The organism is Lactobacillus sp. IBH004, assembly GCF_026185255.2.
GTDB lineage: Bacteria > Bacillota > Bacilli > Lactobacillales > Lactobacillaceae > Lactobacillus > Lactobacillus melliventris.
Map to the genome: position 1 here is coordinate 832600 of NZ_CP110217.2, position 13470 is coordinate 846069.

The 13470-nt window shown below is 38.2% G+C and carries 15 protein-coding genes; 10 read left to right on the forward strand and 5 right to left on the reverse strand.

Features of this window, described 5'->3' with window-relative positions; genetic code table 11:
- The first annotated feature begins 11 nt into the window (after nt 1-11).
- The 9 genes from atpA to LDX54_RS04270 all read left to right on the forward strand — a co-directional run bounded on the left by atpA (nt 12) and on the right by LDX54_RS04270 (nt 7541).
- Nucleotides 12-1523 (forward strand): F0F1 ATP synthase subunit alpha, encoded by a 1512-nt coding sequence (gene atpA, locus LDX54_RS04230; protein WP_046324712.1) that lies wholly within the window; start codon nt 12-14, stop codon nt 1521-1523.
- A gap of 11 nt (nt 1524-1534) precedes the next feature.
- On the forward strand, nt 1535-2497 hold the full coding sequence (locus LDX54_RS04235; protein WP_265666786.1) for a F0F1 ATP synthase subunit gamma: 963 nt from the start codon (nt 1535-1537) through the stop codon (nt 2495-2497).
- Between the two features lie 22 nt (nt 2498-2519).
- Entirely contained in the window at nt 2520-3959 is a 1440-nt protein-coding gene (atpD, locus tag LDX54_RS04240) for a F0F1 ATP synthase subunit beta (RefSeq protein ID WP_046324714.1), read from the forward strand.
- Nucleotides 3960-3970: 11 nt separating this feature from the next.
- A complete protein-coding gene (locus LDX54_RS04245) occupies nt 3971-4408 on the forward strand; it encodes a F0F1 ATP synthase subunit epsilon (protein WP_046324715.1) in 438 nt (145 codons plus the stop codon).
- Nucleotides 4409-4482: 74 nt separating this feature from the next.
- The gene (locus LDX54_RS04250) at nt 4483-4713 is read left to right on the forward strand and encodes a DUF1146 family protein (protein ID WP_265666785.1); all 231 of its coding nucleotides are present in this window, start codon (nt 4483-4485) and stop codon (nt 4711-4713) included.
- A gap of 81 nt (nt 4714-4794) precedes the next feature.
- Nucleotides 4795-5784 (forward strand): rod shape-determining protein, encoded by a 990-nt coding sequence (locus tag LDX54_RS04255; RefSeq protein ID WP_046324716.1) that lies wholly within the window; start codon nt 4795-4797, stop codon nt 5782-5784.
- A gap of 16 nt (nt 5785-5800) precedes the next feature.
- Nucleotides 5801-6094: a membrane protein insertion efficiency factor YidD gene (yidD, locus tag LDX54_RS04260; RefSeq protein WP_046324717.1), complete on the forward strand. Its 294-nt coding sequence runs from the start codon at nt 5801-5803 to the stop codon at nt 6092-6094.
- Between the two features lie 8 nt (nt 6095-6102).
- Nucleotides 6103-6330 (forward strand): DUF2969 domain-containing protein, encoded by a 228-nt coding sequence (locus LDX54_RS04265; RefSeq protein ID WP_110445998.1) that lies wholly within the window; start codon nt 6103-6105, stop codon nt 6328-6330.
- A 17-nt stretch (nt 6331-6347) separates the two neighbouring features.
- Nucleotides 6348-7541 carry an FtsW/RodA/SpoVE family cell cycle protein gene (locus tag LDX54_RS04270; protein WP_122025963.1) on the forward strand — a complete coding sequence of 398 codons (1194 nt, stop codon included), beginning with the start codon at nt 6348-6350 and terminating at the stop codon, nt 7539-7541.
- A 45-nt stretch (nt 7542-7586) separates the two neighbouring features.
- Here the strand turns inward: LDX54_RS04270 and LDX54_RS04275 are convergent, their stop codons facing one another.
- The 5 genes from LDX54_RS04275 to rpsD form a co-directional block, all read right to left on the reverse strand.
- A complete protein-coding gene (locus LDX54_RS04275; RefSeq protein WP_046324721.1) occupies nt 7587-8042 on the reverse strand; it encodes a universal stress protein in 456 nt (151 codons plus the stop codon).
- 44 nt (nt 8043-8086) lie between these two features.
- Entirely contained in the window at nt 8087-8368 is a 282-nt protein-coding gene (locus LDX54_RS04280; RefSeq protein WP_046324722.1) for a hypothetical protein, read from the reverse strand.
- Nucleotides 8369-8815: 447 nt separating this feature from the next.
- Nucleotides 8816-10117, reverse strand: a complete 1302-nt coding sequence (locus tag LDX54_RS04285) for a replication-associated recombination protein A (RefSeq protein WP_265666784.1) — start codon at nt 10115-10117, stop codon at nt 8816-8818.
- On the reverse strand, nt 10118-10585 hold the full coding sequence (locus tag LDX54_RS04290) for a YueI family protein (protein WP_046324724.1): 468 nt from the start codon (nt 10583-10585) through the stop codon (nt 10118-10120). It lies immediately after the preceding gene.
- Nucleotides 10586-10655: 70 nt separating this feature from the next.
- Nucleotides 10656-11267 (reverse strand): 30S ribosomal protein S4, encoded by a 612-nt coding sequence (gene rpsD / locus LDX54_RS04295; protein ID WP_046324725.1) that lies wholly within the window; start codon nt 11265-11267, stop codon nt 10656-10658.
- A gap of 429 nt (nt 11268-11696) precedes the next feature.
- Here rpsD and ezrA point away from each other — a divergent pair, with 429 nt between their 5' ends.
- A complete protein-coding gene (gene ezrA / locus LDX54_RS04300) occupies nt 11697-13412 on the forward strand; it encodes a septation ring formation regulator EzrA (RefSeq protein ID WP_265666783.1) in 1716 nt (571 codons plus the stop codon).
- Nucleotides 13413-13470: the final 58 nt, after the last annotated feature.

A 13470-nucleotide genomic window follows, 5' to 3' on the forward strand; every position in this document is an offset into this window, starting at 1 on the left:
AGGTGAAACCATTGAGCATAAAAGCAGAAGAGATTAGCTCTTTAATCAAGCAGCAGCTTGAACACTATGATGATAAACTCGACATTAATGAAGTTGGAGTTGTAACATACATAGGTGATGGTATCGCCCGGGCTCACGGATTGAACAATGTTTTGGCCAACGAACTATTGGAATTTGACAATGGTTCTTATGGTATTGCACAAAACCTTGAATCAAATGATGTTGGTATCATTATTCTAGGCAATTTTGATGATATTCGTGAAGGTGACCAAGTCAAAAGAACCGGTGAGATTATGCGTGTGCCGGTTGGTGATGCACTAATTGGTCGCGTGGTAAACCCATTGGGGCAGCCAGTTGATGGACTTGGCGAAATAAAAACGTCAAAGACTCGTCCAATCGAGGCTTCGGCACCGGGTGTTATGGAACGCCAGTCAGTTAATCAACCGCTGCAAACTGGTATCAAAGCTATTGATGCCTTAGTGCCAATCGGTCGCGGTCAGCGTGAGTTAATTATTGGTGACCGTAAGACTGGAAAAACTAGTTTGGCAATTGATACTATTTTGAGCCAAAAGGGACAAGACGTAATTTGCATTTATGTCTTTATTGGTCAGAAGGAATCAACTGTCAGAGCACAAGTAGAAACTTTAAAGCGTTTTGGCGCAATGGACTATACAATTGTTGTCGAAGCTGGGCCAAGTGAACCCGCACCAATGCTGTACATAGCGCCATATGCCGGAACGGCAATGGGTGAAGAATTCATGTATAACGGCAAAGATGTTTTGGTAGTCTTTGATGATCTATCAAAGCAAGCTGTTGCTTATCGTGAACTTTCTTTACTTCTCCGTCGTCCGCCTGGTCGTGAAGCATATCCTGGTGATGTCTTCTATTTGCATTCACGTTTACTTGAACGTAGTGCGAAGTTGAGTGATAAACTTGGTGGCGGTTCAATGACGGCCATTCCATTTATTCAAACCGAAGCGGGAGATATTTCAGCTTATATTCCAACTAACGTGATTTCAATTACTGATGGACAAATTTTCTTGCAAAGCGACTTGTTCTTTGCAGGAACCCGTCCTGCCATTGATGCCGGTAACTCAGTTTCCCGTGTTGGTGGTAGTGCCCAGATTAAGGCTATGAAAAAAGTTGCTGGTACGCTTCGTACCGACCTGGCAGCTTACCATGAACTTGAAAGTTTTGCTCAATTTGGTAGTGATCTGGATCAAGCAACTCAAGCAAAGTTAAATCGTGGACGCAGGGTTGTTGAAGTGTTAAAACAGCCACTTCATACACCAATTCCAGTTGAAAAACAGGTTATTATTCTTTATGCCTTGACTCACGGTTATCTTGATTCCGTTCCAGTTGATGATATTGCCAGATTTGAAAAAGAATTATATGACAATTTCGATACTAATCATGCAGATTTGCTAGAGCACATTCGTAAGACTGGTGAATTGCCGGATGAGAAGAAATTACAAGAAGCAATTTCTAAATTTGCGGATAGTTTTTCACCAAGTAATAAATAGGAGGTAGTTATATGCCTGCATCGTTACTTGCGTTGAAGAAGAAAATAGCTTCGGTTAAGCAAACTGGTAAAATTACTGAGGCCATGAGAATGGTTTCGGCATCAAAGTTAAACCAAACTGAAAAGCGGGATAAGGGTTACACGATCTACAATGATCACATACGGCAAACTTTATCGCGCTTGATGAGTGCTGAAGTCGTCAGCCATTTGCGTAAGGCACATGTTGCAATTGATGAAGACAGCATAAGCAAAATTGATTATGAAAATGTCTTTGGTTTGGGTGTTGTTTCCGATATGGTTCAAGCACGCAAAAAGGTCAATTCCACTGGTTATTTGGTTATTACCGGTGACCGTGGTCTTGTTGGTTCTTATAATAGTGCTGTCATCAAAAACATGATGGGATTGTTTGAGGATTCGAAGGCTGAACACAAAGATATTAAGGTTTTGGCTGTTGGCTCAGTCGGTGCTGATTTCTTTAAGAAAAACAAGCTGAACGTTGTTTATGAAAATGACAGTATTAGTGACGTACCTACTTTTGATGAAGTTTTACCAATTGTTTCAACTGCAATCAAAATGTATTTAAACGGAGTTTTTGATGAATTATATGTATGTTATACTCACCACATCAACTCACTTTCATCTGCATTTCGGGTTGAAAAAATGTTGCCAATCGTTGATATTGATATTGGTGTCAAAGAAGCTAAAGCCCATCAAGATTTGGAATACGATATCGAACCTGATGTTAATGCTGTTTTAACCACACTAATTCCCCAATATGCCCGTTCTACTATTTACGGTGCTATTCTGGATGCCAAAACTGCTGAACATGCCAGTTCAATGACTGCCATGCAGAGTGCTACGGACAACGTTGACGATTTGGTTTCGAGTTTAACTACTAAATTAAACCGTGCAAGACAAGCAGAAATCACTACTGAAATTACTGAAATTGTCAGTGGTGCTAACGCTTTGAAATAATTAAGAAAAGGAGGTAGATGTTTTGAGTGAAGGTGAAGTTGTTCAAGTAATCGGCCCAGTTGTCGATGTCAAATTCCCGCTTGACAAAAATCTGCCTGATATTGACAATGCTTTGCGCGTCGTTAAGTCGGACGATGAATCTGTTGTTCTCGAGGTTACACTAGAGCTTGGCGATGGTGTTTTAAGAACAATTGCGATGGAATCTACCAATGGTCTTAGACGCGGAATGAAGGTTGAAGACACAGGTGGCCCTATTTCAGTACCGGTTGGTAATGATACTTTAGGACGTGTTTTTAATGTTTTAGGTGAGCCTATTGACAACGGCCCTAAATTTGCAAAAGATCATGCTCGTGACAGTATTCATAAGAATGCTCCTAAATATGATGAATTAACAACGAGTCAGGAAATTCTTGAAACCGGTATTAAGGTAATTGATTTACTTGAACCTTATGTCCGTGGAGGAAAAGTCGGCCTGTTTGGTGGTGCCGGTGTTGGTAAAACCACTATTATTCAGGAACTTATCCATAATATCGCCCAAGAGCATGGTGGTATTTCAGTCTTTACTGGTGTTGGTGAAAGAACACGTGAAGGTAATGACCTTTACTTTGAGATGAAAGCATCTGGAGTTTTAAGCAAAACTGCCATGGTCTTTGGTCAAATGAATGAGCCGCCTGGTGCCAGAATGCGGGTAGCACTGACAGGATTAACGCTGGCAGAGTATTTCAGAGATGTTGAAGGTCAAGACGTTCTGCTCTTTATCGACAACATTTTCCGATTTACTCAAGCTGGTTCGGAAGTTTCAGCTTTGCTGGGACGCATGCCCAGTGCCGTTGGTTATCAGCCAACCTTGGCAACAGAAATGGGCCAATTGCAGGAAAGAATTACTTCTACCAAGAAGGGTTCTATTACCTCAATTCAAGCGGTCTATGTTCCTGCTGATGACTATACTGACCCGGCTCCAGCTACTACTTTTGCTCACCTTGATGCTACTACCAATTTGGAACGTAGTTTAGTTGAGCAAGGTATATACCCGGCTGTTGACCCGCTGCAATCTACTTCAAGTGCTTTGGATCCTGAAATTGTGGGCCAAGAGCACTATGAAGTCGCTACTGGCGTCCAGCATATATTGCAAAGATACCATGAATTGCAAGACATCATTTCTGTTTTGGGAATGGATGAATTATCTGACGAGGAAAAGGTGATAGTTAGCCGTGCTCGTAAAGTTCAATTCTTCTTATCGCAAAACTTCTTTGTGGCTGAACAGTTTACTGGTGTGCCTGGTTCTTATGTTCCAATTAAAGAAACTATTAAGGGCTTTAAGATGATTTTAGATGGTCATTTAGATGATCTTCCAGAAGATGCATTCCGTAGTGTAGGCCCAATTGAAGATGTTTTGAAAAAAGCAAAGCAAATGGGTGTAACTCCGAGTGATCCTGAAGCTAAAGCATTATTAGAAAAGTAAGGTGATGTCAAATGGCAGATCCAGAAAAACTTTTTATGGTAAATGTTGTAACTCCAGATGGTCTAATATTTTCTCATCATTCTAGTATTGTTGAAATGCGTGCAATTGATGGTCAACGTTCAGTGATGTATAATCACTTACCGATTTTGACTCCGCTAGCAATAGGTGAGATTAAAGTTAAAAGAAGTCGGGAAATGAACAATATTGTCAACCATATTGCTGTTAGTGGTGGCTATTTTGAATTTTCAAATAATGTGGCTACCATTATTGCTGACAGCGCTGAGCGGGCAAATAATATTGATGTTTCCCGAGCTAAAGCAGCTAGAGAACGTGCTCAAAATGCACTGAAAAAGGCTCAGGCTGCCCATGATCAACGATCACTTGAGCGGGCACAGGTTGCACTTAGAAGAGCCGTTAACCGAATAAGTGTTTACAATTCAGTTAAATAGATTTAAAGTTTTAAGCGGATGCACTGCTTTTGTGTGTCCGCTTTTATTGTAACTTAGGAAAAGTGGAAAAGAATATGTTTCAACTTGGCGTTCATGCTTTAATTAGTATAATAATTTATTTAATTACGATTGGTTTGTCCTTTCAGATTATGAAAAGTGTTCGTATTGAAAAGATAATTCGTAAAAACAGGATATTTGAAGCACAACTGCTACTTATCTTTGCTGCAATTGCTTTAGGCTTTCTAGTGGGTAATTTCTTTATTACATTAATTGATACTTCATTGCAGTTAAGTAATTTCTTTTAAGACTTGGTAAAGCGGATAAAGTCGCCGACAAACTTAAAATCTTTATGGTAAAATATACATTGAATATGATGGAGGATTATCGTGGCACGAGATATAGGAATAGATTTAGGAACAGCAAATGTGCTCATTAATGTTTCTGGTAAAGGAATTGTCTTAAATGAGCCTTCTGTTGTTGCTGTTAATACAAGTACAAATAAAGTAGTAGCAGTTGGTACAGAAGCCTACAAGATGGTAGGAAGGACTCCGGGGAACATCCGTGTAATCCGTCCTTTAAAAAATGGTGTTATCGCTGATTTTGATATCACAGAAGCAATGCTGTCTTACTTTATTGAAAAATTAAACGTTAAGGGCTTTATGTCCAAGCCAAATATTTTAATTTGTGCTCCGACAGGAGTAACATCAATTGAACAGAAGGCAATTATTCAGGCTGCGGAAAAATCGGGTGGAGGCAAAGTTTACCTTGATTTTGAGCCTAAAGTTGCTGCTGTAGGTGCAGGGCTTGATATTTTCAAACCTCAAGGCAACATCGTAATCGATATTGGTGGTGGTACTACTGATATTGCCGTTTTATCAATGGGTGAAATTGTTACAAGTCAATCATTGCGTTATGCTGGGGATCATATGAATCAAGCTGTTGTTTCTTACATTAAGAACAAACATAACTTGCTAATTGGCTCACGCACTGCGGAACAGATTAAAATCGAAATTGGTAGTGCTTTTGAACCTGATAAGAACGAAACTATCACTGTTCGCGGTCGCGATGTGGTTGACGGTCTGCCAAAACAGGCTACTGTTACTGCGCCTGAAATTCAAGAAGCTCTTCATGATGGCTTGATGACTATTATTGCTGCTACTAAAGAGGTTTTGGAAAAAACGCCACCGGAGCTTTCTGCGGATATTATTGACCGTGGAATTATGCTAACAGGTGGTGGAGCATTGCTTAAGAATATTGATAAGCTAATTTCTTATTACCTTAAGGTACCAGTATTAACGGCCGATCATCCACTTGAAGCTGTGGCACTTGGGACGGGAATTTTGCTTAAGAATATTGAAAAACATCAGCGTCACTAATCTTGGGAGGCTAGATTTGCGTAAAATTTTGATTTATTTGGTTAAAATCTACCAGAAGTTTATTTCTCCTGCTTTACCAAAATCATGCCGTTATTATCCAACATGTTCGACCTATATGGTTGACGCATTGACCAAATTTGGTCCTCTTTTAGGACTTATTATGGGAATCTCACGTATATTACGCTGCAATCCTTTTGTGCGTGGTGGTGTTGATCCGGTACCAGATAAATTTACAATTTTTCGTAATCCTCATCCAGAACGATATGAAGATGAGATTATTGCAAAGAAATTCCATCCTAATACGAAATAGGAGTATTTATGTCAAAAAAACCAGAAAATATTAATGTGGAAATTAATGAAATTAAGGGTAAGCAAAACCCAACCTGGGAAGTAGTAATTCCCCAGAAAAAATCTATTGGCGTGATTGAAAAAATTGCTGGCCGTTATCGGGCTACAACCGGCAAAACCAACAGCGTCTTGTATGCAAAAAGTTTGGAAAGTAGTATTAATGATTTGCTTTCATACTTCGCTTTGCATGAAAAATAATAGGTTGTGATTAATTAATGGTCAAAGTACAAAATAAAACCAATCTGTTTGATCGAATTGCCTGGAATATTGTTGTCCCTGTGCTCATATTGGCAGCTGTGGGCCTTTATTCCATTTATTTTGCCGCAATTGATGATCCCAGTCATATGGGAAGTCCAGTTAGGGCAGTGGCAATGCAAGGATTATGGTATGTTATCTCGATTGCCGCAGTTGCTTTTGTAATCCAATTTGATGCTGAACAGCTCTACCGCATTGCACCTTATGTATATGGTCTGGGGATAGTGCTTTTAATTGCGGTTTTGTTCTTTTATAATCGCAGTATAGCTGTAGATACTGGCGCTAAAAGCTGGTTTAAGCTGGGGCCAATTTCTTTTCAGCCATCAGAAGTCATGAAACCTGCTTTTATATTGATGCTGGCCCGGGTTGTGCGTGAGCATAACAATAAATTTGCTCACACAATTAAAAACGACTGGATTTTAATTGGTAAAATGCTGGCTTGGCTGCTACCGATTGCTGTGCTTTTAAAACTGCAAAATGACTTTGGTACGATGCTGGTCTTCATTGCAATTGTTGGTGGCGTAGTGCTAGTATCTGGTATTTCGTGGAAAATAATTGCGCCAATGTTTGTCGCTGTCTTTGTGCTGGGGGTCGTAGTTATTTATATGGTTACCACACCAAGTGGTCAATCATTTCTAAGTCATTTCTTTCAGCCTTATCAATTTAGACGCATTATGTCATGGTTGAATCCATCTAATGACACGTCAAAAGCTGCGTATCAATTATGGCAAAGTATGCAAGCGATTGGTTCTGGTCAAATATTCGGCAACGGCTTTGGTAAACTAAGTGTTTATGTGCCGGTCCGAGGCTCAGACATGGTTTATTCAGTGATAGGAGAATCATTTGGCTTTATTGGAAGTGTAGCAATCATTTTGCTTTACTTATACTTGATAGTGCAAATGGTACGGATTACTTTTGATACCAAAAACGCATTTTATTCTTACGTTTCTACTGGCGTTATCATGATGATACTCTTCCATGTATTTGAAAATATTGGTATGAGTATTGATCTGCTACCTCTGACCGGTATCCCGTTGCCTTTTATTTCTCAAGGTGGATCAGCCTTAATTGGTAATATGATTGGTATTGGTATGATTTTGTCCATGAAATTTCATAATAAAGATTATATGTTCAGTCAAGCAGGAGATTTCTAATTTATCTATACATAAAAAAGAGCATTTCAACTGAAATGCTCTTTTTTAATTACTCAAATTTTCGTTAGAACGACAAACTAGCACGTCACAATCTGCAGTTCTAGTAACATATTCGGTAACACTGCCGATTAATATGCGTTCAACAGCGTTAAGACCTGTAGCTCCTAATACGATTAAATCAATCTGGTGCTTTTTAGGGAATTGGTGGGCGATAATTGCTTTAGGAGCCCCAAATTCAATTGAATAGTGAACCTCACTTACTCCAGCTTCTGTAGCCTGTTGGTAGTAATTTTGCAATTTTTCTTTAGCATCGTTTGATACTTGTTCAACCATTTCTGAATCAAAGCTAGAAACATTTTGGAAGGATCTGGTGTCAATGACATGTAAAATTTCCAAAGCAGCTTCATTTCGCTTAGCCGCAGCGACAGCTTTTTTAAAAGCTAAATCAGCTTCTTTTGAGCCATCAACTGCGACTTGAATACGGTGATATTGTTTCATCATTTAAAACACCTCTCTTACCATTATTTTACCAAATTTTAGTCCAGTTAATCATCCTTTTGATTAAGTAAAAGACTAAAAATTAGGATAGTAATGCTGCTGAGAATTAAAGTAATAAGATTTAAGTATTTATTCTTCTGGAAAACTAAAAATAAACCCAAAATGGTCTCTATAATTAAAATAATAGCTGTCCAAGACATTAGAGAACTAAAATTAGAAATATTTTTACTGTTGTATATTAGGAAATGACGGTGCCGATTATGCCATAAGTAAAAGGCAGTCAATAGCAATACTGCCAGGTAAATTAGAATAACAATTTTAATAGCCATAAATTCTCCAAACAAAAAACGGTCCGCAGACCGCTTCCTAAATTTCTCAAGAAATCCGAGTCGTCGAAACATAGCAAAACAATGCTTGTTGAACCCGCAGTGTTCAAAAAATGAGATGTATCGCAACGAATATGGATCCTATCTTTGAAGATAGTTTTCCGATTCGAAAGTTATTTACTATCTCGCATGTCTTATGTTTGACCGGTCAACCTTATACAATTGAGCTAGTCGATCAACTCAGATCAACTATTATACTACTAAGCATCACGAGTTTTGTCAAGGCAGAAAAATTAGAGGGTACTTTTTAGGATAGCTTTTAAGCTCCTGAACGAACTAAGGTTATCAATATACCGGCTTACTTTGTGCATGACCAAAATAAAAGGGCTGATTGCAAAATAAATCTTCGGCCAGCATCTACTAAAATATTTTCCTTCTAAGCAAAACTAATTATTTTAGACCCTGTTTTTGCAATTCATGCAAAGTTTCGTATTGCTTTTTAAACCCTTTTTCTATTTTAGAATTGCCTTTAGGCTGAAAATATCGCGTGCCAACGAGTTTATCTGGTAAATATTGCTGTGGTACCCAATCATTCACATAAGAATGAGGATAAATATAACCTTTACCGTGACCTAATTTTGCTGAACCACTATAGTGTGCATCTTTTAAAGTAGAGGGGATATTGCCATAGTCCTTATTTTTTACATCAGCTAAAGCCTGATCAATAGCACTGATAGCACTGTTACTTTTAGGTGATAAAGCCAGTTCAATCACCGCGTTAGCTAAAGGTATCCGCGCTTCAGGGAAGCCCAGACTCTTAGCAGACTGAATAGCTATTTGAGCATGCTGAACGGCTGCGGGATTTGCAAGGCCGATGTCTTCATAGGCAATTACACTTAAACGCCTACAAATTGCTATTAAATCACCAGACTCAATTAGTCGAGCTAAATAATGCAAGGCTGCATCTGTATCAGAACCGCGAATTGATTTTTGAAAAGCAGAAACCAGATCATAATGCCCATCGCCCTTAGCATCAAAGTTTTGATTACGCAGCTGGATAGAATTGGCCATTTCATCTTGATCAATGATTAATTCAGTTTCATCATTTTTACCGGCAACTATCATTTCCTGTTTCGTTGAGCGGACTGCAAGTTCGAGTCCGTTCAGTGTCGAACGTAAGTCACCGTTGCCTTTTTGCACTAATAATTCTCTGGCGCTTGAAGTCAATTTAACGTTGTACTTACCCAAACCAAGTTCACAATCTTTAAGCGCCCGGTCAATTGCTTTATTGACATCATTTTTTGCCAAAGGCTTTAATTCAAAAATCTGGCAGCGGGAACGAATAGCGGGGGAAATTGCTATATACGGATTTTCAGTTGTCGCACCGATCAAAATAATTTGTCCGGATTCTAAAAGAGGTAATAAAAAGTCCTGCTTGGTTTTATCCAAGCGGTGAATTTCGTCTAGGAGCAATATCACCGTACCACTCAATTTTCCTTCCGCGGCTACTTGCTCCAGCTGTTTTTTACTGTCTGTTGCAGCGTTAAGCTGGCGAAAAGCGTATTTGGTGGAACCAGCTATGGCACTGGCAATACTTGTTTTACCTATTCCCGGAGGACCGTAAAGAATCATCGAGGACAACATTTTGGCTTCAACCATCCGGCGAATAATTTTTCCAGGGCCAATTAAATGCTCCTGACCGACTACCTCATCTAACGTTTTTGGTCTCATTCTGTAAGCTAATGGTTTCATTTAATTGTCTCCATGAAAAAGTCGCTGCCAGAAACCAGCTTTTTTAGTTTTGTCACTAGTAAGCAATTCTTGGGGCATTTCGGGTGGATACACTTGACTTATTTCAATGCGCATTTTGTTAATTGCATTTGCAGCTACTACTAAGATTGCCGAGTCATTCGGACCCGTTTTTGCCGTTTCATTGTTAACGATAGTAAAAGAGATCTCGTATTTGCCACAACTAGTTTCCACTTGATCAACAAACTTATCGTGTAAATTGCCATTAATCAGGATATTGTAACCAATATAATCTTTAAAATGGCGTAAAAATAGGTTGGTTAATTTAGGATCTTGCACTTCAGCATTGGTCATTCTAACTAATACCCGCTCGCGAAGAGACCCTAAAAATCTTCTGCGTTCATCCGGCTTTGTTTGGGGTGTGATGCCTTGAGCAGCATTTGAAACTCTGGTATTTAAATCCTCTGTCATTGATTGGTACTCCTTTCGGGTAACAAAAACCCCTCTCCAAGAAGGAAAGGGGTTTGTAAAAACATGGAAATTAAAGTAACTTGTTGTAGTATTCAACAACTAGAGCTTCGTTAATTTCTGGTTCCATTTCATCACGTTCTGGAAGGCGAACAAGTGAACCTTCTACCTTGTTGTCATCGAATGAAACAAAGGATGGGCGGGATACAACTGCTTCAAGTGCATCCTTAACTTGTTGCAGGTTCTTTGACTTTTCCTTAAGACCAATGGTTTGACCAACCTTGACTTCATAGGAAGGAATATCAACACGCTTGCCGTCAACAGTGATGTGACCGTGGTTAACTAATTGTCTAGCTTGCTCTCTAGTAGTAGCCAAACCTAAACGGTAAACAATACTGTCTAAACGGCATTCAAGCAGAACCATAAAGTTAGTACCGTGTTCACCTTCACGGATCTTACCGGCACGTTTGAACAAAGTTCTAAATTGACGCTCATTTAAACCGTACATCCAACGTAACTTTTGCTTTTCATGCAATTGTTCGCCATATTCTGATAAACGACCACGTGAATTAGGGCCGTGTTGACCAGGGGCGTAGTTTCTACGACTAAGCTCCTTGCCAGTACCTGAAAGTGAAATTCCTAATCTTCTGGAACGTTTCCAACTTGGACCTGTATATCTTGACATAAAATCCTCCAATAAAATCTGATAACAGTTTTTGGAGTAAAATAATTACGTATAAGTTTAACATTCGTGCATCTTAATTTTCATTTTCGCCTATTGCAGCGTCGGTTACTCGTTCACTAAAACGTATTAAGATGTTGACGTTCTTGCCACTTATAGCTGCAAATATTTTACACGTTCTATATTATAGTTGTATTACCTTATTAAAGCAAGGAAAATAGCAATTGCTTTAATATTTAATAATTTAACTAGAAAAAATAAAAAGGTGGTAGCAACTTGTTAATACTAGTATACTGCTTTTAATTAAAGAGATATTTATAAATATCTGATCGCACGATTTTATTTAAATAACGAATTTTATTGGCTTGAAAAAACTCTTGACCACAATAATGTAGAAGTTTGGTATAATTGGGGTAGTTTTGGAGGAAAATTATGTCACCAACTCAATCCATAGTTGTAATCATTGCAATTTTAATCATCATTATAATTATAGCCGCTATGTTAATAATCAATCGCCGCCAATTAAGGCAAATTCTTGAATTAGACGATTTGATTACCAAAATTGATAAAATGCATTTAGAAACAGATATTGTCAATCTGGATAAAATGGATTTAGCCGGTGAAAGTTTGACAACATTAACTACTTGGCGTAAAAACTACGAGCAGGCATTGGCTAAAAAGATTCCTGCAGCGCAGAACTTTCTTGAACAGGCTGCTGAGCAAAATACACACTATCACTTATTTAAAGCTCATAAAAGTATTAAACAAGCCCGTGAAATCATGGATCCAACTTATAAAGATGCCAAGAACACTAAGGAAGTATTCACAGAATTACTTGAATCAAACCGTGAGAATCAAAAAAAATATAACGACTTGTTCAATGGCTTTAAAGAAATGCGTAAAGACATTCTGGCAAATTCATATGATTATGGTGCTGCTCTGGATCAGATTGAAAACGAATTGACAAATATTGAAAATGACTTTTCGGAAGCCAAGAGTTTGACTGCTCAAGGAGATCAAGTTGAAGCAAAACGTATTTTGTCAAAAATTAAAGCTGCTTTGACTAACATTAGTTCTATCCTGCCCGAAATCAGAAATGCCCGTCACCAACTTAATAAAGTTTTTCAAGATCAGTTGAGTGAACTATCTGACAGTTATAAGAAGATGATGTCTTCTAAGTATTACATAACTCAGGTAGACGTTTTAGCTGAGATTAAAAAAATCAGAGGACAAGTAGCCGATGCAAATAGTTTGCTAAAAGAGCTTAAAGTTTCCGAGTTAAAAGAAAAAAATGCGGAAATCCAAAAAGAAATTTCTGCTCTTTATGATATTTTAGCTAAAGAGTACAAAGCGAGACCATTTGTAGAAGAAAATCAAGATAAAATCCAGCGTCTGCTTGCTCACGAACAAGTTGAATCAAAAAAACTAGTAGCAAAATTGCGCCATATTGATGAGAGTTATGAGCTTACTCATAATGAACTTGCCACTAGTAGGAAGTTGGAACAGGAAGTCAATGATATGGAGCGGCAATATACGGTTGATACCCAGAATGTTGCTGATGGGAAGGGAGTCTATTCCAAAATTAAGTCATCGTGGTTGAGCATGTTGGAAAGATTACGTGAAATTAGTGCAGAGCAAAAGAAAATGTCCCAAGACGTTGATGGTCTTTATGATTCTGAAAATGTAGCCAATGATTCAATCAACCGCTTTAAGCAGGAAGTTTCTCTAGTTTATCGCCGTTTGGAACGTAAAAAAATCCCTGGTAATCCTGATACTTTTGTGCAAATGTATACTTTGGTTGTCAACGAGATTGGTCATGTGGCAAAAGAATTGAGTCAGGTAAGGCTAAACATGGAAAAGATTTCTCAGGAATTAATTCAAATTTCTGATGATGTCGAAAGGTTAAAACGAGAAGCAGATGACATAATTAATTCTGCAGATCTAGTTCAGCTAACCTTGCAATATTCTAATAAATATTCCAATAATGGTTCCATTAAAAGCGCTCAGAAAAAGGCAATGCAACTTTATGAACAGGATTATAACTATAAAGATGCTTTGGACACCATTGCAACTGCTATTGAAAAAGTTGAGCCAGGTTCATATCAACGCTTAGAAAATTTGTACTATTCTGATAAGAAAAATAGCTGATAAGAATCATAAATCTGCAGAAAAATATTTAGCTTTAAAATTAAAAAAACAATTTTAA

Coding starts and splice junctions, on each gene's coding strand:
- LDX54_RS04285 (WP_265666784.1), bottom strand. CDS start 10,117: ATGAAACCATTAGCTTACAGAATGAGACCAAAAACGTTAGATGAGGTA.
- LDX54_RS04290 (WP_046324724.1), bottom strand. CDS start 10,585: ATGACAGAGGATTTAAATACCAGAGTTTCAAATGCTGCTCAAGGCATC.
- LDX54_RS04275 (WP_046324721.1), bottom strand. CDS start 8,042: ATGATGAAACAATATCACCGTATTCAAGTCGCAGTTGATGGCTCAAAA.
- rpsD (WP_046324725.1), bottom strand. CDS start 11,267: ATGTCAAGATATACAGGTCCAAGTTGGAAACGTTCCAGAAGATTAGGA.
- LDX54_RS04235 (WP_265666786.1), top strand. CDS start 1,535: ATGCCTGCATCGTTACTTGCGTTGAAGAAGAAAATAGCTTCGGTTAAG.
- LDX54_RS04250 (WP_265666785.1), top strand. CDS start 4,483: ATGTTTCAACTTGGCGTTCATGCTTTAATTAGTATAATAATTTATTTA.
- LDX54_RS04265 (WP_110445998.1), top strand. CDS start 6,103: ATGTCAAAAAAACCAGAAAATATTAATGTGGAAATTAATGAAATTAAG.
- ezrA (WP_265666783.1), top strand. CDS start 11,697: ATGTCACCAACTCAATCCATAGTTGTAATCATTGCAATTTTAATCATC.
- LDX54_RS04280 (WP_046324722.1), bottom strand. CDS start 8,368: ATGGCTATTAAAATTGTTATTCTAATTTACCTGGCAGTATTGCTATTG.
- LDX54_RS04245 (WP_046324715.1), top strand. CDS start 3,971: ATGGCAGATCCAGAAAAACTTTTTATGGTAAATGTTGTAACTCCAGAT.
- LDX54_RS04270 (WP_122025963.1), top strand. CDS start 6,348: ATGGTCAAAGTACAAAATAAAACCAATCTGTTTGATCGAATTGCCTGG.